The organism is Acinetobacter sp. YH12231 (assembly GCF_013417755.1).
GTDB classification, from domain to species: Bacteria; Pseudomonadota; Gammaproteobacteria; order Pseudomonadales; family Moraxellaceae; genus Acinetobacter; species Acinetobacter amyesii.
Window position 1 is genome coordinate 34,457 of record NZ_VPDJ01000016.1, and the last position, 25,048, is coordinate 59,504.

General features: G+C 40.5%; 20 protein-coding genes and 1 pseudogene. 9 read left to right on the plus strand and 12 right to left on the minus strand.

The genetic code is table 11. The features are described 5' to 3' along the window. The first annotated feature begins 238 nt into the window (after positions 1–238). Together FTV11_RS11005 and FTV11_RS11010 are read left to right on the plus strand one after the other, a co-directional pair. Positions 239–1,237 carry a YafY family protein gene (locus FTV11_RS11005; protein WP_180026423.1) on the plus strand — a complete coding sequence of 333 codons (999 nt, stop codon included), beginning with the start codon at positions 239–241 and terminating at the stop codon, positions 1,235–1,237. Positions 1,238–2,077: 840 nt separating this feature from the next. Continuing rightward, a complete protein-coding gene (locus FTV11_RS11010; protein ID WP_078188593.1) occupies positions 2,078–3,748 on the plus strand; it encodes an FMN-binding glutamate synthase family protein in 1,671 nt (556 codons plus the stop codon). Between the two features lie 450 nt (positions 3,749–4,198). Here the strand turns inward: FTV11_RS11010 and FTV11_RS11015 are convergent, their stop codons facing one another. The 4 genes from FTV11_RS11015 to FTV11_RS11030 are packed head-to-tail and all read right to left on the minus strand — an operon-like array spanning position 4,199 to position 7,965. After that, positions 4,199–5,242 carry an alpha/beta hydrolase gene (locus FTV11_RS11015; RefSeq protein WP_180026424.1) on the minus strand — a complete coding sequence of 348 codons (1,044 nt, stop codon included), beginning with the start codon at positions 5,240–5,242 and terminating at the stop codon, positions 4,199–4,201. Further along, positions 5,242–6,381 carry a YdcF family protein gene (locus FTV11_RS11020; protein WP_180026425.1) on the minus strand — a complete coding sequence of 380 codons (1,140 nt, stop codon included), beginning with the start codon at positions 6,379–6,381 and terminating at the stop codon, positions 5,242–5,244. The genes FTV11_RS11015 and FTV11_RS11020 overlap by 1 nt, the downstream gene beginning before the upstream one ends. 21 nt (positions 6,382–6,402) lie before the next feature. Further along, positions 6,403–7,440: a UDP-N-acetylmuramate dehydrogenase gene (gene murB, locus FTV11_RS11025; RefSeq protein WP_180026426.1), complete on the minus strand. Its 1,038-nt coding sequence runs from the start codon at positions 7,438–7,440 to the stop codon at positions 6,403–6,405. Between the two features lie 9 nt (positions 7,441–7,449). Next, a complete protein-coding gene (locus FTV11_RS11030; protein ID WP_111884272.1) occupies positions 7,450–7,965 on the minus strand; it encodes a low molecular weight protein-tyrosine-phosphatase in 516 nt (171 codons plus the stop codon). A 118-nt stretch (positions 7,966–8,083) separates the two neighbouring features. On the opposite strand from FTV11_RS11030, the gene FTV11_RS11035 reads away from it, so the two are divergent. After that, a complete protein-coding gene (locus FTV11_RS11035) occupies positions 8,084–9,244 on the plus strand; it encodes an iron-containing alcohol dehydrogenase (RefSeq protein WP_180026427.1) in 1,161 nt (386 codons plus the stop codon). A gap of 36 nt (positions 9,245–9,280) precedes the next feature. Next, entirely contained in the window at positions 9,281–9,712 is a 432-nt protein-coding gene (locus FTV11_RS11040) for a thioesterase family protein (RefSeq protein ID WP_180026428.1), read from the plus strand. Positions 9,713–9,732: 20 nt separating this feature from the next. On the opposite strand, the gene dnaX is transcribed toward FTV11_RS11040, so the two are convergent. From dnaX to FTV11_RS11065, 5 genes are all read right to left on the minus strand, one after another. Next, a complete protein-coding gene (dnaX, locus tag FTV11_RS11045; protein ID WP_180073998.1) occupies positions 9,733–11,952 on the minus strand; it encodes a DNA polymerase III subunit gamma/tau in 2,220 nt (739 codons plus the stop codon). A 134-nt stretch (positions 11,953–12,086) separates the two neighbouring features. Beyond that, positions 12,087–12,536 (minus strand): copper resistance protein NlpE N-terminal domain-containing protein, encoded by a 450-nt coding sequence (locus FTV11_RS11050; protein ID WP_180023492.1) that lies wholly within the window; start codon positions 12,534–12,536, stop codon positions 12,087–12,089. An 84-nt stretch (positions 12,537–12,620) separates the two neighbouring features. Then, complete coding sequence (locus FTV11_RS11055) at positions 12,621–13,907, minus strand: serine hydrolase (RefSeq protein WP_180073999.1); 1,287 nt, start codon at positions 13,905–13,907, stop codon at positions 12,621–12,623. Positions 13,908–13,982: 75 nt separating this feature from the next. Beyond that, positions 13,983–14,837, minus strand: coding sequence for a MaoC/PaaZ C-terminal domain-containing protein (locus tag FTV11_RS11060; RefSeq protein WP_180010377.1), 855 nt, complete (start codon positions 14,835–14,837; stop codon positions 13,983–13,985). A 134-nt stretch (positions 14,838–14,971) separates the two neighbouring features. Next, positions 14,972–16,363, minus strand: coding sequence for a 3-oxoacyl-ACP reductase (locus FTV11_RS11065; RefSeq protein ID WP_180074000.1), 1,392 nt, complete (start codon positions 16,361–16,363; stop codon positions 14,972–14,974). A gap of 241 nt (positions 16,364–16,604) precedes the next feature. Here FTV11_RS11065 and FTV11_RS11070 point away from each other — a divergent pair, with 241 nt between their 5' ends. Continuing rightward, positions 16,605–18,125, plus strand: a complete 1,521-nt coding sequence (locus FTV11_RS11070; RefSeq protein WP_180074001.1) for an acetyl-CoA C-acetyltransferase — start codon at positions 16,605–16,607, stop codon at positions 18,123–18,125. 68 nt (positions 18,126–18,193) lie between these two features. Here the strand turns inward: FTV11_RS11070 and FTV11_RS11075 are convergent. Both FTV11_RS11075 and aceI read right to left on the minus strand, forming a co-directional pair. Next, positions 18,194–19,292, minus strand: a pseudogene (locus FTV11_RS11075) (OmpW family protein). A gap of 204 nt (positions 19,293–19,496) precedes the next feature. Further along, on the minus strand, positions 19,497–19,922 hold the full coding sequence (gene aceI / locus FTV11_RS11080; protein WP_168377760.1) for a chlorhexidine efflux PACE transporter AceI: 426 nt from the start codon (positions 19,920–19,922) through the stop codon (positions 19,497–19,499). A gap of 117 nt (positions 19,923–20,039) precedes the next feature. Between aceI and FTV11_RS11085 the strand changes: the two genes are divergently transcribed. The 4 genes from FTV11_RS11085 (at position 20,040) to FTV11_RS11100 (ending at position 24,157) form a co-directional block, all read left to right on the plus strand. Beyond that, positions 20,040–20,930 (plus strand): LysR family transcriptional regulator, encoded by an 891-nt coding sequence (locus FTV11_RS11085; protein WP_180026433.1) that lies wholly within the window; start codon positions 20,040–20,042, stop codon positions 20,928–20,930. An 89-nt stretch (positions 20,931–21,019) separates the two neighbouring features. Then, on the plus strand, positions 21,020–22,009 hold the full coding sequence (tal, locus tag FTV11_RS11090; RefSeq protein WP_078191801.1) for a transaldolase: 990 nt from the start codon (positions 21,020–21,022) through the stop codon (positions 22,007–22,009). A gap of 73 nt (positions 22,010–22,082) precedes the next feature. Then, the gene (leuE, locus tag FTV11_RS11095) at positions 22,083–22,733 is read left to right on the plus strand and encodes a leucine efflux protein LeuE (RefSeq protein ID WP_180026435.1); all 651 of its coding nucleotides are present in this window, start codon (positions 22,083–22,085) and stop codon (positions 22,731–22,733) included. A 254-nt stretch (positions 22,734–22,987) separates the two neighbouring features. Then, positions 22,988–24,157, plus strand: coding sequence for a benzoate/H(+) symporter BenE family transporter (locus FTV11_RS11100; RefSeq protein ID WP_180074002.1), 1,170 nt, complete (start codon positions 22,988–22,990; stop codon positions 24,155–24,157). Positions 24,158–24,487: 330 nt separating this feature from the next. Here FTV11_RS11100 and FTV11_RS11105 read toward each other — a convergent pair whose 3' ends face one another. Continuing rightward, positions 24,488–25,048, minus strand: coding sequence for a TetR/AcrR family transcriptional regulator (locus FTV11_RS11105; RefSeq protein WP_180060072.1), 561 nt, complete (start codon positions 25,046–25,048; stop codon positions 24,488–24,490).

The window sequence follows — 25,048 nt, forward strand, 5'->3', positions numbered from 1 at the left end:
GTTTTATGAACTAGATAAAGCAATATATATGCCATCAATACATATGCTGCTTCTCTTTGATTATTTATGCATCATTTTTGCAAAGTGGTACAGCATGTAACTGCTCAAGTTGTGTCAAATTGCGTTATTAAAATCATCTTAGTTTTTTCAGATGAAGACTTGCTTAACGCAGGAAGATTTCTTATTGTGTCCCACAGCATCATTTTATTCATTTAAGTCCAAGTTCAAGCACTAGATTATGTCTTCACAAGAAAAAGAAACGTCGAACAGCCTCTATCGTCAGTGGCAAATTCTTTCACGACTGTCCACAGGTAAGTGGATGGGTACGCGTGAATTACAAGAAATACTGAACCGTGAAGGCATTGATATCAGCCTACGCACCATTCAGCGTGACTTAAACCAAATTTCTCTACGTTTCCCAATTGAGAGCAGTAAAACAACGCCGCAAGGCTGGCGTTGGCGTTCTGATGCACCGATTCAAAGCTTGCCACATATGACCAGCTCGCAGGCGGTCACCTTTATGATGGTTGAGGAACACCTAAAACATTTGCTTCCGCCGAGCTTAATTGAAGAAATGAATCCTTGGTTTGACCTCGCACGTCGGAGCCTGTCGACGCAAAATAATGTCCGTCAGTGGATTAACCGCGTGCGAATCGTGCCAGCAACTCAGCCATTGATTCCCCCTGTGGTTGAAAAAGCTGCACAGCAATCAATTTATGAAGGCTTACTACAAGACAAACAACTCGAATGTCTTTATCAAGGTCGTGGACAACAAAGCGAAGAAAAGACCTATATTTTAAATCCACTCGCTTTGGTCCAAAAAGGTGCAATTATTTATTTGGTGTGCACACGTCATGACAAAACAGACATCCAAACCTTTGCTTTACATCGATTTAAATCAGCTACGGTCTTAAATTCACGTGCATTACACCCTGTCGATTTTGATATTGATGCCTATATTGACTCTGGAGCGCTTGGCTTCCGTGTAGACTTTAATAAACCTACAGAAATGATTCAGCTCAAATTAACCATGTCTGAAGCAGAGGCTGTTTATTTTGAAGAAAGTCAGCTAAGTAAAGATCAAGTGATTCAAAAAACCGAAGATGGCTCGGTTGAAGTTAGTGCAACAGTACCTTTTACCTCTCAATTAACATGGTGGCTGCGTAGTTTTGGTAAAAAGATTCAGAAAATTGAACCTGAAGAAGTCGCTATAGTTGTACAACAACGCAATGATTAAACCGATCTAAGGTTTTCTGCTACCTTAAATACTAACTAATGTTACGCACATAAAAGTAATTTCGCATTTTAAAAATGATTTTTAAGTCTATTCGACGGAGTCTTACATCTAGGGTTTAAATAAAGGAATTAGCCTTCGGCTGGAGGTACTTTTGTTTCGGCAAAAGTACCCAAAACCATTGTCATCCGCAAAACTCGTTCACTAACGTCTACTTATTCAAAGTATCGCAAAAACATTTTTAAATAAATGTAGTCCTGTCTCAAACACTTGCGGATGACCTTACCGCGTATCATTCTTTTATTTGAGGTGACAACTTCTAACGCATAATGAATATCTAGTACATTATTTATGCTTAGATTTTCCCTTAAAATATCAACACATAAAAAAGTCCCAACGCTGGGACTGGATAATTTCTTAGAATATTTTTGTAATTTTAGTCGTTTAGGTCAAAGGAACTACAGCATAAGTACCTGCTGAATACCTTATGCCGTAGCGCTAATTTCTCATGGCTATAATCAATTACTGACATAGGCAGGCTAGGTCGGCATTATTATAACGAATAGATTTCATAGTCATATTCAGCACCTCGTGTTTAGAAAGTAAAATCACTTTAACCTCCATTTTGTGCACTGTGAAATAACAAGAACCGCGCTACTTTTCACAAATTTTCTTAAAGAACATTCCTGCTTTTCTTATCTCATTTGGCTTTAAATGAAAAATTCATCCAACTTCAGTGCTGTTTTTTATAAATGCTACACTGAATCAACAAATTAAAGCTTGAGCATTGTGCATAAACTCGGCAAATTATGAGCAAATGAGCTGAATAAGATTTTTCAAAATATGGCCAGTCCAGCGCAAACTATTCGCCACAAGCTACTAAATACTTTTTTTTCTCGGCATTCCATTTGGTTTGCTTGTATTTTTATCTTCCTACTCATTTCGAGTTTTCATTTAGGTTATTCCCCTCGTTATATTCAATATTTCATTCCACAAACCTTATTGAATAGTATCTGGGTCATTACTGGGCTTTTGAGTTTATTGGGTTTGTATGACGTCATACAAAACAAACATTCGATCTTAAAAAATTACCCCATCATGGGGCACTTTCGTTTTCTATTTGAAGAATTTCGACCTGAAATTCGCCAATATTTTATTGAATCTGATCAAGATGCTCTGCCCTTTTCTCGTATGCAGCGTAGTTTGGTCTATCAACGTGCAAAAAACCAAAATGCAGATAAACCATTTGGTTCAATTGTTGATGTTTACCAAAATGATTACCGCTTTATTAATCACTCCTTGTCACCTTGCATTCCTGCCATTCCTGAAACATTCCGTATTAACATTGGCAATGAACAATGCAAGCAACCGTATAGCGCATCGATATTAAACATTTCTGCGATGAGCTTTGGTAGTTTAAGTGCCAATGCCATTCGTGCCTTAAACTTAGGCGCAAAAATGGGCAATTTCTACCATGACACCGGTGAAGGCAGTATTAGTCCGTATCACTTGGAAAATGGTGGCGACATTGTCTGGGAACTCGGTAGTGGTTACTTTGGCTGCCGTACGATTGATGGTCAATTCGACCCTGTACGTTTTGCTGAACAAGCCAAGCACCCTCAAGTCAAAATGATTGAGATCAAATTATCTCAAGGTGCAAAACCAGGCCATGGTGGCATTTTACCTAAAGACAAAATTTCCGAAGAGATTGCTCAAATCCGTGGTGTCAGCCGTGAACATGACTGTATCTCGCCATCTAGCCATCCTGCCTTTAGCACCCCTATAGAAATGATGCAATTTATTCAGCAATTGCGCGAGCTTTCCGAAGGTAAACCTGTGGGTTTTAAACTGTGTATCGGGCAACCGTGGCAATTTATGAGTATCGTAAAAGCCATGTTACATACGGGGATTACACCTGATTTTATCGTGGTGGATGGTTCTGAAGGTGGGACTGGCGCTGCACCTATAGAACTGATTGATAATATGGGGACACCACTGCGTGAAGGCCTACTCTTTGTCAATAACACCCTGATTGGTGCAGGCTTGCGTTCAAAAATTAAAGTCGGTGCCAGTGGTAAAATTATTAGTGCTTTTGATATTGCTAGTACCATGGCGATTGGCGCAGATTGGGTCAACTCAGCTCGTGGCTTTATGTTTGCAGTCGGGTGTATTCAAGCTCAAAGCTGTCATACCAACCAATGTCCAGTTGGCGTTGCAACGCAGGACAAAGACCGTCAAAAAGCCATTCATGTCCCAACTAAAGCAGAGCGTGTTTTTAATTTCCACAAAAATACCTTGCATGGTTTATCTGAACTTATTGCCTCTGCGGGTTTACAACACCCGTCGGATATCCGTGCACACCATCTAGCACAGCGTATTAACAACCGTGAAATTAAAAACTATGCACAGCTACATTTTTGGTTAAAAGATGGGGAGTTACTCAGCTGTGAAAATAAAGATGAAGAAAACTTCTATTTCCGTATGTGGAATATGGCACATCTAGAAAAGTTCTGATTCCTACCCCATAAAAAAAGAGGCGACTACGCCTCTTTTTTTCGTCTAGATCCATCACACCGATTAAGGTAGGCTGTGCTCAATCGTCAATTAGTAACTGATGTTACGCGCGTAAAAGTAATTACGCATTTTTAAAATAATTTTTAAGCCTATTCGACGGAGTCTTACATCTAGGGCTTAAATAACGGGATTAGCCTTCGGCTGGAGGTACTCTTACGAAACGTTGTTTCTCATTTGGTAAAATGAGAAGCGTGCTTCGCAAGGAAACCATCTTGCGGTGCAATGCACCTCACCAACAAAACTCGTTCACTAGCGTCAAATTATTCAAAGTATTGCAAAAACATTTTTGATTAGGAGTAGTCCAGTCTCAAATACTTGCGGATGACCTTCCCGCGTATCGTACTTTTATTTGAATCAAATTACGCTCCTGATGTTAGTGCGTAACATCAGTTAGTAATAAGACTTACTATTCGATTGAGCATGCAAGAATGCAGGGATCAAACCTGTTAATGCAGCACGAATATCGGCACGTTCATTAATCAGCTGATGTGAACCTTCTTCAAGCATGAGAAGCGTCTGTAAACGGAATTTACGACGTATAAACTCAATGTTATAACGCCAATCCACCGTCTGATCCTGTGCGCCTTGAGCTAACCACACTGGAATACGACATGCAGGTCGCTCTTCCATTTCCTGCATCCATTTTGACATGGCCAAAATCCAGTCCATCCCCATCATTCGAGGTTGTAGAGGATCTTTTAAACGTACAAAACGCAAAAACTCAGGGTTATGATTATTCCGTCTAAAATGACGTGGCACTTCACGTTTAATACGACGAATAATGCCTAATCCAACCGAGTTATGCCACCATGCCGTTTTTGCAGGGCGAATCAGCGGAGATAATAATAAAACTCGTTCGACATAAGGGTTTTTGCGATGTTCAGCAAAATCTAACAGATGATGCAGCCAAATCGCCCCACCCGTACTCTGCCCAATCCCTAACCACGGTGTCGGTAATTGAGCTGCATGTTTCACATAACGATATACCGCTTCCAAAACTTGTTGGTAATGATCAAAGTTTTGAATACTGGCTGGCGATCCATTACTTAGACCATGCCCCGGTAAATCATAGGTCAAAACACTAAAACCTTGATCTAAGAGCTCACGAATAATCGGCTGATATATTCCACTATGCTCTAAATAACCATGCAATAAAAATACAGTGCCTTTAATGACATCCGTTTCAGTTTTCAGTTTCGGTTGAAATACTTGTACATGTAATTTGAACAAAGGCATTTCCACATAGCCTTGCCAATGTTCGCAGTTCAAGGCATCTAAGCCGTAGAGTCGTCGATAAGATTGTATTTCGACACTAGGCTCAAACGGCCGATTTAAATTTAGCGGTTCTAATAATTGTGGGGTTAATTCTCGACTTGGAACAGGAAGATCTAATTGTTTAAGGATCGAAGGATTAAGAAATGGGATATCTGACATTATGGGACCTCCCGACAGTCACTTGAGCCAAACCAAACGTCACGTAAGGTAGCTAATAATTCATAATTAGCACGACGACTATGGTCATAATTTTTTTCACTTGGTCGCCATGTAGTTAATGTTGTTGGCATAGGTGCAACAACAGGAATGGTTTCGATACCATTTAATGCAAATAAACGACGTGTTCGAGGCATATGATATTGGTCAGTGATTAAAATAACCGTCGGTGCCCCACCTTTTTTCTGTAAAAGCAACGAACTAAAACGCGAATTTTCGCAAGTATTCATACTGCGGTCTTCAAGCAATTTCGCATCGACATCATATTGCTTCAACCAAGCTTGCATATACGGTGCTTCCACACCACTCAGTACAATCGGTAACTTATTGGCTCGTTCAACATCGAGTGTTTTTTCCAGTCGAAGTCGTGTGTAGTCATTCACTACGATATCTTTATCATTTTTATCTAAGGTTAAACCACCACCTAGCACCACGATCGCATACGGCTCTGCCGTTGGCTGCTTCAGGGTTTTATCTTTCATTTTGGCAAGATCAAGATAGGTTTCATCATCGATCGGTTCTGCTTCTGAAGCAGCTTGCTCAATTTCATGGGTTTTTAAGAACTCAGTATATTGAGTCATCAGGCCTTTATTTTCCGCACTATTGAGCTCAAGCAGCTCTTTCATTTTTTGAGCAGGATTTTCCGCCAATGCCTCAGAAGATGCCGCCTCGGACGCAGAAGGATTCAGCAAAGGAACTTTCGGCATGTCCTTTTGACTATCATTCTTTTCTTTTTCATGTTCTCCTTCAATGAGCTGCTGTAACGCCTTATAACGTGCTTGTATAAGGGTTAAATCTTGAGGCTCATCAGACTGTATGGCTTGCTCCATGAGTTTTAAATACGCTTGGCGCGCGATCCATAAGTCAGAACCCGGCTCATAGTTATCATCGTCACTCAAAGCACCGAGTTTTTGACTTTGCGCTGCAAGCTGATTGACTTCTACAGGAACGAAATAATTTAAACTTTTAACGATCAATTTAGAATAAAACGGCGTATAGATAAAAATCATTAGACAGCCCAAAAGTACAAATAGCACTGCGGCAATTTGTACTAAGCGAACCATCCAATGTGTTTTATGCATAAATCTAAAACCTAAGTGTTGTTATTGATCTGCGTGAGATCGAATCAAGCCATTTGTATCAAATAATACAGGCTCAGGATGTAGTTCAATATTAAATTTTTCAAAAACATCATGTTGTACAGCTTTGTATGTTGTACGTACATCTTGCAGCGTGCCGTCTTGGTAATTGACCAATACCAAAGCTTGCTTATGGAACATACCCACTGAACCCACAGATTTCCCTTTCCAACCCGCTTGATCAATCAACCAGCCCGCTGCCAGTTTTACCGCATTATTCGGCTGCGGGTAATGGGGTAAATTTGGAAATTGCAGCGCAATTTGGTCAAAGACTTGCTGGCTAATCACGGGATTTTTAAAGAAACTTCCGACATTTGGAAATTCTTTGGGATCTGGCAGTTTGGTTTGACGGATATGAATGACTTGTTGTTGTAGGTTTTCTGCACTTAAGTCTTCGCCTACCGCCTGCTTTAAATCACCATAATTTAATTTTAAATCGGCATGTTTTAAAAGTTTAAACGTGACATGCGTAATAATAAAACGCTCTGGCTCATCTTTAAAAATACTATGGCGATATGAAAAATGACAATCGGCAGCGCTAATACTACTTTGCTGTTCTGTTACTCGGTCATAGACCTGCACAGATTCAATAAATTCACCCGCCTCAACACCATAAGCTCCAATATTTTGCACAGGTGAAGCACCGACTAAACCAGGTATCAATGCTAAATTTTGTAAGCCATAAAACTGGTGTGCCGTCGTCCATAGCACAAAGTCATGCCACACTTGCCCTGCACCCACTTTTAAAGTTTGGGTTGCGGCATCGTCTTGTACATATTCAATACCTTGAATATCCATGTGCATCACTAAAGCATGTATTTGCTCAGGCAACAGCATATTACTGCCCCCTGAAAGCACCAATACATTTAATTGCTCAGCTTTGGCAAAGTCGAGCGCTGCTTGGATATCTTCGACAGATTGAACACGTACATAATGAGATGCAACAGCATCGAGGCTTAATGTATTAAATGGCTTAAGCTGAACCTGTGTTTGAATTTGCATTCTTAAACCTTAATTTTTTTGCTGTGCTTGTAACTGAGTTTTTAAATAATTGACCCAAGCCTGACTGCTAGATTCGCATTGATCTAATACATGTTCAAACCCTGCATCACCACCATAGTACGGATCTGGTACTTCTTGTTGCGGATATTGGTGATCATGTTGACTCATCAAAGACACTTGGGCACGTAGTTGACCGAATTGTTGCTGCGCCTTTTGCATGAGGTTTTGAATATTGTCTAAATTTTCGTAGTCCATGGCCAAAATCAAATCAAATTCAATAAAATCATGAACCGTTAACTGACGTGCGCGTAATGCAGATAAGTTATAGCCTCGTAATTTTGCATGCTGTTGGCTACGAAGATCAGGCGCTTTGCCCGGATGATAATTGCTCGTACCCGCAGAGTCGACGTGAATATTGAGTTGCGCTTCATCACAAAAATGTCTGAGAACCACTTCAGCCGTAGGTGAACGGCAAATATTTCCTAAACAAACACACAACACCTTATATGGCGTGCTGGATGACATAACAACCTCAAGACTACTTTTATTTCAAGCGTCTTATGTTAAGTTATTTACAGGATGAATCCTATATCAACACTCAAGAATAATGTTTATTTGGATATAAAAAATTAGGGATAAGCCAATGAGTCAATTTCAGTTTCAAACCGTCAGCAATATTATTTCAGGCTTAGGCTCTATTTCCCAACTGAGAGAGGTCCTAGGCGACTTTCAAGCCAAGCGTGTTATGCTTGTGACCGACCCCGGTATGTTGCAACAACAATTACATTTACCCATTTTGGATATTTTAGAAAGTATCCATCAAGATTATGTGATTTATTCCAGTATTCAAGCTGACCCTGCAGAACATATAGTTTTGGATGCAGTTCAATTTGCCAAGAATGAAAAAGTGGATTTGATTATTGGTTTTGGCGGTGGCAGTTCAATGGATGTAGCTAAAATTATTGCGATCTTGGCTCATCCTAAGCAAACACAGCAGATCAGTGATTTATATGGTGTAGCTAATGCAAAACGACCACGCTTACCGCTCATTTTGATTCCGACAACGGCAGGGACCGGCTCTGAAGTCACACCAATCTCTATCGTCACTACAGGTGAAACCACCAAAACAGGTATCGTCTCCCCTGTACTGTATGCCGATGTCTGTATCCTCGATGCGAACTTTACATTAAATCTTCCCGCACATATTACCGCAGCGACAGGTATCGATGCCATGGTGCATGCCATTGAAGCCTATACGTCAAAAATTAAAAAAAATCCGTATGCGGATATGCTCGCCAAACAAGCTTTGCGTTTATTAAATAAAAACTTAGCACTGGTTTTACAAGATGGACATAACCTCGAAGCGCGTCAGCACATGCTAGTCGGTTCAATGCTTGCAGGTCAGGCCTTTGCTAATGCACCAGTTGCAGCGGTGCATGCACTCGCCTATCCACTCGGTGGACACTTTCATCTCTCGCATGGTCATACCAATGCACTGGTTCTCGCTGAAGTGTTAAAGTTTAATGCACCTCAGGCCAAACAGCATTATGCAGAACTTATGAGTTGGCTAGATCCATACAGTACGGGCTGTACCGATGGTTTATGTGATTTATTTATTGATCATATGCAAAATCATTTAGATCAGAGTGGTTTGGTGCTAAAACTCAGCCAACTGAATGTGCCTGAAAATATGCTCGATCGTTTAGCAGAAGACGCGTTATTACAAACGCGACTATTACAAAATAATCCGCGAAAACTGCAGTTTGAAGACGCTCGCCAGATTTACCAATCAATTTATGCCTAAAGTTCACTCATTTTTGAAATAAAGAAAATACCAACGATGAAACCTGAAACTAAACGCCACCAAAACTATCGATTTTTATTTCCAATCCAAACGCGTTGGGCAGACAACGATATGTATGGCCATGTCAATAATGTCACCTATTACAGCTATTTTGATACCGCTGCAAATGCACTCTTGATTCAACATGCTGGTTTTGATTTGCAAAAGACCCCGATCATCGGTTTAGTGGTCGATTCAGCCTGCAGCTTTTTACAGGAACTGTCCTATCCTGAAATCATTGAAGTTGGAGTTGCGATTGAAAAAATTGGTAATTCTTCACTGCGCTATGACTTGGCTATTTTTAAACAAGGACAAAATGAGGCCGCAGCCCAAGGACATTTCGTGCATGTGTTTGTCGACCGCCAAACACGAAAAAGCACCTCGATACCCGATGATATGCGAGATGCTTTAACTCAATTTTTACTTTAATTTTATATCCAGCTTGAAACTTATTTGAGCTGGATATTTTGCAACTCACCATCAAAGCTTTTGAGTAAGTCTTTCACAACAGGCTCTGCATGTAATAACTCATTTGCACGTGCAAAGGCCTTTTCTTTGCGGACATGCTGTAAAGCATACGGTGTGGTTTCTTCGACATCTTCAAAGCTGATATGGAAACGACATTTTGACCATTGTGCATGAATGGCTTGTTCCAATACATGCTGTAATTGAGTCACTAAAGCTTCGTATCGCTTTGGAATATGGAAAGTCGATTCACCGTCAATCGTACCGCGCATAATGCCATGCTGCGCCAACTCTTGTACCGCAGGTGAAAGTTGACTATTTCGGAACCAATACTCCCACTTTTCGACCGTCCACTCACCTTCAAGGGTTTGAGGCTGTAAAGTCAAAATATCTTGTGGCATCAAGGGAGAAGATGAACCCGTTTGAACAACATCCGAAGAAACGGAACTTTGCGTAACTTGTGGTGATGCTAGATCAAAACCATTGTCGCCTTGAGCACCCGAAACTGATTCATTCACCACATGTTGTGGTTCAATGGCATTTATCAAATGTGGCTGAGCTGTTTCAGGCTCTACACTTTTTGACTCTAAAGCTGTTGGTTCTAAAGGTGCAATATCTTCAAAATTTATAGCGCTCACATCAACTTCTTCAGTTTCAGTACTCGGCGTCGGATCTAAATCAAATAATGTATCTTCTGCCACGGCATCCATAACAAGCGTGTCATTTTGCTGTGTCGATACAGACTCAACCGGTGCAACCTCTTGCGTATCTAGAGTGCCATTTGCTGTAGATGCTGTAGAAGTTTGGCTTATTGCGTCTTCTTCAGGATCATCTAAAAAATCATCAGATGAAGGTTCGTCGGCTGCAGGTGCAGAAACATAGCCATCATCGTCATCATAATGTGAATCATCAAAATCATCGAAAGCTGGCGATGTGTCTACAGCGGGTACAGCTTCAGGCTGCTCAACAGTGGCAACCTGTGCAGCAGACTCAACAACGGTATTGGGTTGCTGCAAAGACTGTGTTTGAGTCGGCTGAACTGTATTGACTTGAATTTGAGCAAGCTGTGGCTGTGCGGCTGATTCTTGCTGTACGGCAGAAACCAACATTTCGTTTGGCTGTAATGGACGGAATGCTAATAGACGTAGCACACACATCTCAAAACCTTGCTCTTGCGTCACTGCCAACTGCAAGTCTGCCCGACCTTTGCATGCGACTTGATAATACAACTGCAAGTCTTGAGCTGAAATTAACTGCGACAATTGCATAATTTTTTGATTGATCTCAGCGCTATATTTCAACGCTAAGTCTGGCAAGTATTGTAATAATGCCAGTTCATGCAAAGTCGAAATTAACTGATCCAATACCAGTGAAACATCCAGTGCTTGTTGACGGAATTGCATGAGTAAAGCACTCACGCGTTCACGCTGATTTTGATGAATGGCTAAAATCAAATCATAAATAATCGTACGGTCAATTAGGCCCAACATGTCTTTAACATCTTGGTGCTGAATTGAACCCTGACCATAGGCAATGGCTTGGTCAGTCAGTGACAATGCATCACGCAGAGAGCCTTGAGCCGATTCAGCAATTTGCCAAATCGCATCTTGCTCGGCTTGAATTTGTTCTTTTTGTAAAATATCAGTCAGATGTGTGGTGATTTCATCCACGGCTAAAGGACGCAAAGTAAATTGCAAGCAACGTGAAATGACAGTAATCGGTAATTTTTGAGGATCTGTAGTAGCAAATAAGAACTTCACATGCTCTGGCGGTTCTTCTAGAGTCTTTAATAACGCATTAAATGAATGCGTAGAGAGCATATGCACTTCATCGATTAGATAAACCTTGAAGCGACCTTGGGTTGGAGCATAAGGAACGTTGTCGAGAAGTTCTCGAGTATCTTCAACTTTGGTCCGTGATGCAGCATCGATTTCAATTAAATCAATAAAACGGCCTTCATTTACTGCTTTACACGTTGGGCAGACTTCACACGGCGTTGAAGTTACACCCGTTTCACAGTTCAGACATTTTGCCAAAATACGGGCAATGGTGGTTTTACCCACACCTCGAGTACCTGTAAATAAATACGCATGATGTAACCGACCACGTTCTAAGGCACTGGTAAGTGCGCGTGACACATGGTTTTGCCCCACGAGTTCAATGAAATTTCGTGGACGGTATTTTCGTGCAAGTACTTGATACATGTATGCTCCTTTTTACAGGTGTAAGCATACTGTTTTTTTGTCTAATAGTGAAATAAATGGCAGAGTTTGGACAATAAAAATCCGATCTTGAGCTATCACAATGATCAGGCAAATTTAATATAAATTACGAATGCTTAAACTGCTTTATTTAAAAGGAAATCACTCTGCATTTGATAGCGTTTCGCCGTCTGGTCTTCACGAATTTCTAGCAATTGCTGATCCAAATCTACATACAATAGATTGCGCGTTTGCACATTCATAAGTTCTAGCTGCTGCTTTGATTCATCTTTAAAACGAATTACACCTTTTAGCACTTCTACTTCGTTATGACCACTTAGACTTTCACGAGTAAGTGTATAGGTTTGGTCTTCATGTAGCTCTAGAGCCACAGCCATGCCAGGACAATCTTCACAACGAGAAAGACAGCCCATACACGGCGTGGTACCTTTAAAATCACCGACCCATGCAGCTTGCTGTTTTTCGGCAGTAATCGCTTCTATCTCTTTTGCTTTCGTTTGAGTTGAATCCTGACAACCCAACATTGCCGATGTTGCGACTAAGGGAATCAAAACAACTTTTTTCATAGGGATATCACAGCGGTCTAAAACTGCGAGGGAAAATAGCATATTTTTCACATTTCCCCAATTTCTGTTCTATCCCAAAGAATCTTAAAGCCAGCCCTTTCGTCCCTTTAGCGCTTTGTCTGCACAACGTAGCGTTTCTTGAGTTAAGCCCCATAAGCGATAATCGCCTGTGATCGAACCCGTCGCAAAGTTATGTGTATATGCAAAACTTAAATCACGCTGCGGATCACACCACGCCCCAGAACCATTAAAACCTATATGTCCAAAACCTTGACTAGATTTGCCTAAAGTTAAAATTCGATGATATCCCAAACGCCAATTCATCGGTAAAGGCATAATACGATCACGTTTTTTATATTGAATTTTACTTAAAGATTCAAAAACTTGTGGCGTGATTAAGGTCTGTCCCTGCCACTGCCCTTGGTTAGCCAGCATTGCATAGATTTTCGCTAAACTATTGGCACTAAATACACCAGTAGCCGCAGGTATAATGGCTTGTAAACCGTCATCACTAAAAAATGAAAACTTGCGCATTCCTTTAGGAATCATACCATCTTGAAAGTCTTGCAAATTTTGTCCAGAAAGTTGCAGAAGCTGATCAAAGATTGACGGTTTTCGTGTCTCTGTCTTTTTTTTCGTTGTCTGCGCTTGGGTATTTTCTTGTGCAGATGTATCTACAGCACGTTCTACTTGTTTCTTTTTCGGAATCAAGCGAGCAACCTCACTAAGTTGATGCTCTGGTACGCCAAAAAATGCATGATCCAATGCCAAAGGCTCAACCAAATAGTGTTGCATCAATTCAGCAAGCGGTCGACCTGTGGCCTTTTCAAGTATACCACCTACTTGCCAGCCGAAGGTTAACGGTTGATATGCCGCATCAGTCGTCGGCTCAAAACGTGGCTTAGCTTGTTCGATGACATTAAGCATATGTGGCCAATCTGCCATTTCAGATGCCGTTTCAATGATATTACGGATATCGTATAAACCACTTTGGTGACTCAGCATGTGCCTTAATGTGATATCCGACTTGCCATTTTGAGCAAACTCCGGCCAATATGCTGCAACGGGAGTATCGTAATCAAGAAAGCCTTCGCTCACTAAAATATGTGCAAGCGTTGCAAGTACACCTTTACCCGTGGAATAACAGACCGAGGGTGTATTGGCCTGCCAAGCTTCTTCGGCTGACTTTTTACCAGTCCAAATATCTACGACTTTTTGACCTTTAAAATATACCACTAAGGCTGCTCCGCCTAAGTGGCTTCGAGCATCCTGCATCCGGCTAAATTGCGCCGCCAAATCTTGAAACGCCTCGTCGACTGTACCTTGATAATTATTCTTCTGTGCAAATAGATATTCTTTGAGCGCCTGCATCATCATTCCTTTGAATATGAATCGCTTGAGATTAAAACAAAAAAGCCTAAACCGATATCGATTTAGGCTTAAGTCTTAAAGTGCCTTCACATTTCCCGCGACATGCGGTTTTTTGTTCTTACTATTTCGAATGGCAAACTCTGTATCTTTACCCGTTTGTGCAGTAAGGAACTCAACTTGAGAAGGCAAATACATTGGTAATTTAAACCATACATCTGCTTCATAGGCATCTGGCAAAGTTAAGCTCGACAAAGCTTTGGCTTTACTCCACATACCATGTGCAATGGCTTGTTTAAAACCAAACGCTTTTGCTGTTACAGCATGAATATGAATTAAGTTAAAGTCACCAGAAGTCAACGCATAACGGCGACCGGTATTTTCAGAAACATTCCATTCAGCTTGAACTTGCAACTCTGCTGGCTTTGTTTCGGTAGATTTTGCCGCAGCTTTGTTCTCTGTTTTTTGACGTGCTAAATACGTGGTTAATGATTCTACAACCACTTCATCGCCCACTTTTGCAGTGGTAATAAAGTCAAATTGCACACCTTTATCATGTGGCTGTAATTCACCAAATTTGCATGACAATGACAGTGTTTCATTCACACCGACTTTGCGATATTGCTTCACTTGGTTACGAATATGTACCAAACCTAAGATCGCAAATGGAAAAGCTTCCGTAGTCATCATATGCATTTGCAAACTTTGAGAAAGCACAGCCAAATAAATCGCTGGGATATAACCATTGTTTTTAAAGCCACATACTTCGTTATAGGCTTTTAAATGTTTTTGATCGACCTTAAATGAATCCACCACATATTCAACTTGCGGCAGCACTTTTTCAGCTTTAGGCTTTTTAAAAATCAAGCCTTGAATCACTTTTGGATAGGCTAAATAAGGTTTTGGAAGTTGACTAAAATGGCGAGTATTCATACTAAACCTTTGGAAGTTTTATCTTTATAAAGTTCCCTTCCTTTTAAAGAAGGATATTTTAAATCCCCCTCATCCCCCTTTGATAAAGGGGGACTTCTCCTCTCTTTTTCAAAGGGAGATCGGGAGGGATTACATTAAGCCCCTAACAAGCTTTGTCCACAAACACGTACCACGTTACCGTTTAAACCCGTAGAAGCAGTAGATGCAAACATTGCAATTGTTTCTGCGACATCAACAGGTAAACCACCTTGACTCATCGAGTTCATACGACGACCCGCTTCACGGATTGCAAATGGAATTGCTGCCGTCATTTGCGTTTCAATAAAGCCTGGAGCAACCGCATTAATGGTTACACCATTTTTAAGTAATGGTGCTGTGAATTTCACTACACCAATCACACCTGCTTTCGATGCCGCATAGTTGGTTTGACCTAAGTTACCTGCAATACCTGAAATGGAAGACACGCAAACAATACGACCATTTGCATTGAAGCCATCATTTTCAAGAAGGTAATCATTTACACGCTCAATTGCAGATAAGTTAATGTTAATTACCAGATCCCAAAGTTCAGGCTTCATATTCGCCAAAGTCTTGTCACGGGTAATCCCTGCGTTGTGTACGATGATGTCCAAACCACCTTGTGCCGCTGCAGCTGCTTTAATTTTTTCACCTGCATCAGTTGCGGTAATATCAATTGCCAGTGTTGAACCACAAATTTCACCTGCTACACGGTCAAGATCGGCTTGTTGTTGTGGAACGTCCAAACAAATCACATGTGCGCCATCGCGTGACAATACATGCGCAATTGCTTCACCAATACCACGGCTTGCACCCGTCACAACCGCAGTTTTGCCTGCTAGCGGTTTGTTCCAATCAACATCAACAACGTCTGCTTTCGAAACACGAATTACTTGACCAGATACATAAGCTGAACGTGGTGAAATAACAAAACGCAGCGCAGACTCTAAGTTTGCTTCTGCCCCTTCATCTACATAGACAAGTTGAGCAGCAATACCTTTTTTGAATTCTTTACCGATAGACTTCACAAAACCTTCAAGCGCACGTTGTGCAATAGCTTGTTTCACGGTCTTCGCTGTTTCAGGGGTTGTACCCACAACCACAACACGACCAGATGCCTGAATTTGACGAGCAATTGGATTAAAGAATGCATAAAGCGTATGAAGTTGCTCTGAATTTTGAATACCAGATGCATCAAAAACTACAACTTTAAACTTAGACTCTTTATCACCTTCATTAAAAGCACTTAGGTTTAAACCTGACTTGGCAGCAGCTTGCTGTAGTTCCGCATTATTACCTGCATAACTGTTGGCATGAATATTTGCCAATACTTGAGCAATTGCACCTGACAATGTTGAAGCTGGTGCCGCACCTAATAAAACAGCGCCTTTTACTACAGGTGTTGCAGACTCAAAACGCTCTAAGAAAGTCGGTGATGGTAAACCTAAATTTTTGATGACAAATTTACCAATAGGAGATTTTGCAAATGTTTGATATTGATCAGTCATGTTTATTATCTCTCATACGGATTAATTTTTGATGGATCTGAAGATATCCCTTTAACTTCAAGATGATGTCAGATACTTATATTTCAATAGTTCCATCAGTTTCCATGGAATCATACTTGAGTTAAACCACGGATGGCTTGACCTGAATGCTTTTGCTAATGTCATTTTAGTCAATTTACCACTTTGGTGAATATGCTAATGTACCCAACAAGAAGATCATCCACATGCTTGGAAAAGCCTTATGAGCAAAACAACTCAAGAAAATCCAGCAGTCGAAACTCCGACCACGGAAACTGTGTCAAATACATCAAAGAGTACACCACGTACCGCTAAAAGTACTGGCGCAGCAACCAAGTCAACCAGTGGTGCGGCTAAAACGACTCGTCCTCGTAGTGCATCTATTCGTACTAAAACACCAGCTTCAAATACTAAAACAGCTTCAAAATCAACAACTCAAACGTCTGTTCAACAGGATAATACCATGAGTCAAAACACAGTTCGCCGCGTTGCTATTATCGGTGGTAATCGTATTCCTTTCGCTCGTTCTAACGGCGCTTACTTCACTGCTTCAAACAGCGATATGTTCACCGCGGCATTAAATGGTCTTGTTGAACGTTTTAATCTTCAAGGTCAACGCTTAGGTGAAGTTGTTGCTGGTGCTGTTTTAAAGCACAGTCGTGACTTTAACATGACTCGTGAGTGTGTACTGAATACAGAACTTGCTCCTGAAACACCTGCTTACGATATTCAACAAGCATGTGGTACTGGCTTACAAGCGGCATTCCTTGTTGCAAACAAAATTGCCTTGGGTCAAATTGAAGTGGGTGTTGCAGGCGGTGTAGATACAACATCTGATGCGCCAATCGCTTTTGGTGATGGTTTACGTAAAGCTTTACTTGAATTGAATATTGCTAAAACAGGTAAAGACCGCCTAAAAGCATTAACTAAAATTAATGTTAAAGATTTGATGGATGCACCGAAGAACGGTGAACCACGTACAGGTCTTTCTATGGGTGACCATCAAGCAATTACAACGCTTGAATGGGGTATCTCTCGTGAAGCGCAAGATGAACTTGCTGCATCTTCGCATCAAAAAATGGCAGCTGCTTATGAAGAAGGTTTCTTCGATGACCTTATTACGCCATTCCTTGGTTTAGAGCGTGACAACAACTTACGTGCAGACTCATCAGTAGAAAAACTTGCGAAGTTAAAACCAGCATTTGGTAAAGGCGATGCGCGTACGATGACTGCGGGTAACTCGACTCCACTGACTGATGGTGCGTCATGTGTCCTTCTTGCCTCTGAAGAATGGGCAAATGCAAACGGTCACGAAGTTCTTGCTTATTTAACTTTCCAAGAAACTGCGGCAGTTGACTTTGTAGAGAAAAAAGAAGGCTTATTGATGGCGCCTGCGTATGCAGTGCCTCGTATGCTTGAACGTGCAGGTATTACGCTACAAGATTTCGATTACTATGAAATTCATGAAGCGTTTGCATCTCAAGTATTATCTACACTAAAAGCATGGGAAGATCCTAAATTCTGTAAAGAACGTTTAGGCTTAGATGCCCCATTGGGTTCAATTGATCGTTCTAAATTGAACGTGAAAGGTTCATCTCTTGCTGCAGGTCACCCATTTGCTGCAACTGGCGGTCGTATTATTGCAACTGCTGCAAAACTATTGAACCAAAAAGGTTCAGGCCGTGTACTTGTATCGATCTGTGCTGCGGGTGGTCAAGGCGTAACAGCAATTATTGAAAAATAATCCTTTATGTTTTAAAGCAAAAAACCGCTCTTGAGAGCGGTTTTTTTATTCTTTGATTCCGTAAATTTTTAGAAACGATAACCAACACCTAAATAAGTAATCAGCGGATCAATATCGATCTTGGTCGTTGCATGAATTAATTGTTCACCCGTCGTTTGGTTAATCACATCAATCTTGGTTTTGTTATTTAACTTCGCATAAGACACCGAAGCAACTGTAAACCAACTTGGGGTGAAGTCATAGGTAAATCCGAGTGTGACAATTGGAGCAATCGCATCATCGACATCGACCACCATTTTTCCAGATGATTCTTTACCATCGAGTGCTGCACCTGCATTATTATCTTTAATGTTTTGAATCATATGCCCTGCAGCAATTAAGTCAGATTCAATGCCTTTATTGAGTTCAATATCATTAAAATAAGCATACATGATCCCTGCGCCCACATAAGGTCTAAACTTATTTACACCCGACTGACCAAATTGGTACTGTGCCTGAAATACCGGCGTCCAAGCTCTCGCACTCGCCGCTTTACCATAAGATGATAAATCCGTAATGGGTACTGCGTAATCTAGTGGCAAACCATCAGGGAATAATAAACCGCCTAGACCACCTGGCTCTGCTAGACCAGATAATGGCGCGGTAATCATACCCTTACCTTTAATATCTACCTCAGGTGGGATGCCGCCAATCACTTGCAAAGAAACATTATCATTAATATGGTAGTTAAATGTTAAACCTAATGTATCAACATCTTCTGCTTCAAGCCCCGTCCCTTCAGCTGACCAATTATCTAGTCCATTAATCGTTGCGACCCCTGCAATCTCTGACTTGATATTGCCATCCTTATCTTTATTTAATTAATCCTCCCAAAGGGCCATTCACAAGGTTGGTTAAAGTGTCCTTAAGATTCGCAGAATTACTCCCTTCATTATAAATTGCATTCGGATCAATCGCTTTTAGAAAACCTTCAGTACTAATTGTGCCTACTTCAGCCTGTGTGCCATTTGCTACCGCAGTATTAATATTAAATGGATTTGCCTTTCCTTGCGGCATCACATGCATCCAACCCGCAGATACAGAAAAACGTTTAAAGTTACCATCTGCAAATGTAAATTGTGTAAGCCCAAGTAAAACAACAGGTGTGACAATTTTTATCAATTTCATATGCTAACTCCTTGTCTTGCATATTTTTTTAATCAACTTATAAAAACATTCTTTGTTCTTATATTTAAAAGTTATGTAATTAGTATAATTTTTTATAGTTATATTATGTTTTTATATATTGTTATTTGTAAACTTTTGCACTATTTTAATGCAAAAAAGGCCTGTACTTATCAATACAGGCCAATGTGATTTTCTTGTTGAAATTTAACGATATTGTGGTTGGTAACCCAAGTGCGCCTCGATCTGGTCATAGCACCATTGGAAAATAAATGTGTAGACTAAAATACACATGGTCATACTAAAATCGAGCAAAATCGCCTGCCATAAGGTCATATGCATGGCATAAGCCACCATTGGGATGGTTGCAAGCATTAAACCGCCCTCAAATCCAATTGCATGTAAAACACGTACACCAAAGGTTCTTTTTAACTTTCTTTTTGCTTCAAATTTTTCAAAATAATGATTAAAAATCATGTTCCAAATCACAGAAGTGACCGCCATTGCAATACCGAGCGTACCTGTCACCTCCATCGGAACTTTAAAAATAAAACTTAAAGCAATAGCAATGATCACCAATAGGATGATCTCATAGCTTAGCGCATGAATAATCCTTCTCTTGGAAATCGTCATTTTGAAACACTCTATTATTTGTAAAAAACTTATTTTATTTTTATATTATTGATTAATCGAGTTAGGTTCTTTCAATATTATTGAAAGGTTGTATTCCTTTATTTTTTCTGTATGCACATGAATATTAATCAAGAACAACTGATGATTTTTAAAACAGTCATGGAAACAGGATCATTTTCCGCAGCTGCCAGACAACTCGGCAAAGTACCTTCGGCTGTCAGCATGTCCATTGCGAATTTCGAAATTGATCTCAACCTTAAACTGTTTGAGCGCGTTGGTCGTGAGCCTGTGCCCACCACTCAAGCGCTTAACCTGTATGAAAAAACTGAACAATTATTGATAGAAATCAATCAGTGGAAACAGCATGCGATTGCGCTGAGTCATGGTTTAGAGTCTTCACTGAATATCGTGGTGGTATCAGAACTGCTTCATACGCAGTGGACCGACTATATCTCTTTGCTAGAAACTCATTTTCCATCTTTGCAAATCAATATTTTTTCTGCGCCTCAAGAAGATGCTCAAAAGATGTTATTACAGGGTCAAGCGCAGCTTGCTCTAATGTTTGAACGTGAACAGCTTGAGAGTTATGAACAATTTGTCGAATTGAAGCGTGAAGCATTGGTTCCTGTTGCAGCGACAAAACATGCCCTGTCTAAATTTAAGCAAGTCAGTTTTGAGCAAATTTTGCAAAGTCGGCAAATCGTGGTTGCAAGTCGTGATAAAAGCATCAAACCAGAATTGTTATTTTCCAAACACAGTTGGCGTACAGATAACCACCACTCAGCCTGTTCTATGATTATTCAAGGTCTGGGTTGGGGTGTGCTTCCCCTCGAGATGTTTAATGAAAATCCGACGCTCAAAGATCAACTCAAAATCTTAAGCTTTCAAGATTTCACACCCAAATTTGAATATTTCGTCGACTTGGTCTGGAACCGTGAAAAACCTCTCGGCTCGGCTGCTCATTTTTTGATTAATCACATCCGAAATTCACGAAAAACTACGATTTAGACCGCCTAATTGGGCAGTTTTTGGTTGGGTTCTAAACAGATTGTGTTATAAAAGTATGTACACCAAGAACATTAAGAACTAGATTTCAAATGACTCAAAATGCGTTAAACCAATTAAAAAGCCTAACAACGATTGTTGCTGACAGCAGTGATTTAGCTGCGATTAATACATTCCGTCCATTGGATGCGACTACAAATCCATCTTTAATTACAGCAGCGGCAAATCAACCTGAAAATAAAGAACTGATTGAAAGTGCTTTTGAACAAGCGCGTAAAGAAGGTTATCAAAACGATGAGCTGGTTGAGCGCACCATCGATATTCTTACGGTCAAATTTGGTGTTGAAATTTTAAAATTGATCGAAGGACGTGTATCTACAGAAGTCGATGCAGCCTTGTCTTATGATACTGATGCCACCATTGCAAAAGCTAAAGAGTTATTGGCTTTATATGCACAGTATGGTATCGATCAAAACCGTATCTTAATTAAAATTGCCTCAACATGGGAAGGCATTCAAGCCGCTAAAGCCCTTGAAGCTGAAGGCATTCACTGTAATCTGACGTTATTGTTTGGCTTACATCAAGCTCAAGCCTGTGCAGATGCTCAAGTCACGCTGATTTCGCCATTTGTTGGTCGTATTTTAGATTGGTACAAAAAAGCTGAAAATGTGGATAGCTACCCGATTGAGAAAGATCCGGGCGTGTTATCAGTGAAGCAGATTTACCACTACTACAAACAACATGACATCAAAACTGAGATTATGGGTGCTAGCTTCCGTAGTATTGATCAAGTGCTTGGTTTAGCAGGTTGTGATTTATTGACGGTTTCACCGAATTTATTGGCAGAACTGGAAAAAGATCAGCGTACCGTGGAAGTGCAATTGTCTAATCATCATGCGCATGCACACTGTCAACACGATGTACAAGTGCTCGACAAGCAAACTTTCAAAGCTGAAGTTGAAAAAGACTTAATGTCTTTCCAACTATTACAAGGCGGTATTGATGGTTTTATTAAAGCCCGTGAGCAATTAAGTAGCTTACTGCGTCAAACTTTTGGCTTAGATGCTGAAATAAAAGCATAAATTAGAAATTTTCAGTTTCATCTAGAACCGAAGTTGTATACTACAGCTTCGGTTTTTTATTTGAGTGTCTTCAGTGTTTGGAATCACAGACTTAACGACCTTTATTATTGGTACGATATTAATTGTGATTTTACCCGGGCCAAATTCACTTTATGTCATGTCTGTTGCTTCTCGCTATGGCATTAAGGTCGGCTATTTAGGTGCTTTTGGCGTTTATACTGGCGATTTGATCTTAATCTTACTCACTGCTCTCGGCGCTGCATCCTTACTTCATGCCTTCCCTTGGTTATTCTTATTATTAAAAATTGTGGGTGCGCTGTATTTAAGTTATTTAGGTATCAAACTTTTCAAGGCTGCCTACCAAACTTGGAATGCCGTTCAAACGCCAGAACAACTCGACACCAAACAACTGAGTTTGAGCGAACTGAAACCGTTTAAGACTGCATTAACCATCAGTATTTTAAACCCTAAAGCCATTCTTTTTTACTTATCGTTCTTTGTACAATTCGTCGATCCTGCATATCCATATCCTGCGATTACATTCACCGTACTCGCGATCGTATTGCAAATTATCAGTATGAGCTATTTAACGATTTTGATCTTTTCGGGTGCAAAACTGGCTACCTATTTTAGCCATCGCTATAAATTTACGGCATGCTGTGTAGCAGCAGTTGGTCTTCTATTTTGTGGATTTGGTCTAAAGCTTGCGACATCTACCATGTAACCGACATGGGCAAAGTATTTCTGTTTTTTTACTTAAAAATCTATATGCCTTTAAACTTTTGAATGGATGAAACATCCACAATCTATGTTTTCGGTTCGTACTATTAAAGTGCCTTTTATTAAAGTGTCGTTCTTGAATAAATAAAGTATTTCCCTAACATCTTGTTAAGCACTTTTACTGTACAGGACTTGAGCGTATCATCCTGAAAAATGACATCCTAAATCTGCGCCAACTATAGTCATAGCTCGATCATTATGCAAAAACTACTCCAAGACTTCTCCATTCCAGCTGCTTTTGCAGGTTTTATTACGTTCTTAGTCGGGATCAGTGTCTCGGCTGTTTTAGTGATCCAATCTGCACAACTGCTCGGTGCCAACACAGCAGAAATAACCTCTTGGTTTTGGGCTCTAGGTTTGGGTATCGGCTTAAGCGGGCTGATTCTGTCTTGGAAATTTAAATATCCCGTTGCGACTTCATGGTCCACTGCAGGACTAGCACTGATTTTAGCGACTGCAAATGGTTACAGCATGAATGCCGCCCTAGGTGCTTTCTTGGTCTGTGGCTTATTGACAGCAATACTTGGATTTTTAGGCATTTTTGAAAAAATACTGCGCTATATCCCGCAAAGTCTAACCAGTGCAATGTTGGCGGGCGTACTTCTAAAATTTGGTATTGAATTATTTGTCAGTTTACAAAATGAATGGGCATTCGTTCTGGGTTTACTCGCGGCTTATGTCATCAGTAAACGACTGTTACCACGTTATAGCATTGTCATTACGGTGATCATTGGCATCATGCTTTGCCCATTATTACTTGGTTTTCAATTACCGGCGCTTAATTTAGAACTCGCACAGCCTGTTTGGGTTACACCTGAATTTTCGATCTCAGCAATACTGGGTTTAGCGCTACCACTCTTTGTAATCAATATGGCCTCTCAGTATTTACCGGGTTTAGCCATGATTAAAAGTTATGGTTATCAACCCCACGTCAATCAACTGATCGGTTGGACTGGGACAGCCCAAACGCTACTCGCGCCATTTGGATGTTTTAGTGTCAATATTGCTGCGATTAGTGCGGCAATCAGTCTAGATGACCAAGCCCACCCCGATGAGAAAAAGCGCTATATCGCAGGTATGACCTGTGGCTTCTTTTATATTTTGATGGGCCTGTTTGCAGCCACTTTGGTGAGTTTCTTAACCGCTTTCCCATTGGTATTTATTACCGCTTTAGCAGGCATTGCCCTACTAGGCACCATTGGACACAACATCGTCATTGCTTTCCAAGAAGCGAGTGAACGTGACGCCGTTCTACTCACCTTCTTGTTTAGTGCATCGGGCGTACAATTTTTTGGTATTGGTTCCGCGTTTTGGGGGTTGGTCTTTGGTTTAGTCGTACATGCTATTTTCAAATATAAGAGAAATTAAGCCCTCAGTTAAATAATTTGCTTCAAATAAAAGAATGATACGCGGTAACGTCATCCGCAAGTGTTTGAGATAGGACTATTTCTAATCAAAAATGTTTTTGCGATACTTTGAATAATTAGACACTAGTGAACAAGTTTTGCGGTGAGGAGCAATGCTCCGCAAGATGGCTTCCTTACGAAGCACGCTTCTCATTTTACCTAAACAAAAGCACCTCCAACCGAAGGCTAATCCCTTTATTTAATCCCTAGATGTAAGCCTCCGTCGAATAGACTTAAAAATCATTTTAAAAATGCGTAATTACTTTTACGTGTGTAACATCAGTTATTTAATCTATTTCGCTCGATACGTTCGGGCGATAAGTTCTTGTTTTAATAATTCGGTTTCGCTTTCGTCTTCCACTTCTGTAAAAGCGGTGAGCCAAATACCATCGGCTGCATAACGAACAATTTTGAGTTCTATATCTGAATCGGTCTGATGATGTCGCTCTAAACGTGAGTTCATCCATTCAATCCAATATTCATTAAAAGTTTTATCGGTCAGCATGGTCATCGAAATCGCGGACCATGACTGTTGCAAACCCATGATTTGTTTTTCTAAGGTAATTTCAATATAGGCTCGGGTAAAACGACCGTATGGCTCAGGGTCTTCGTCAATCAATCGGTCAACAACCTCGTCTAATTGAGCTAAAAGCATGACGATCATGGACTCTAAGAGCTTTTGCTTATTTGAGAAATGATGAAATACACCACCTTTTGTGACCCCAACTAAATCCGCAACGGCTTGAATCGACACCCCGTTGACACCTTTATCTGCAGCAAGACGGATTGCATGCTGCAAAATACTTTGGCGTATCAGTTGAGGTTCTTTCTTGCGCTGATGCGGATTATCCAT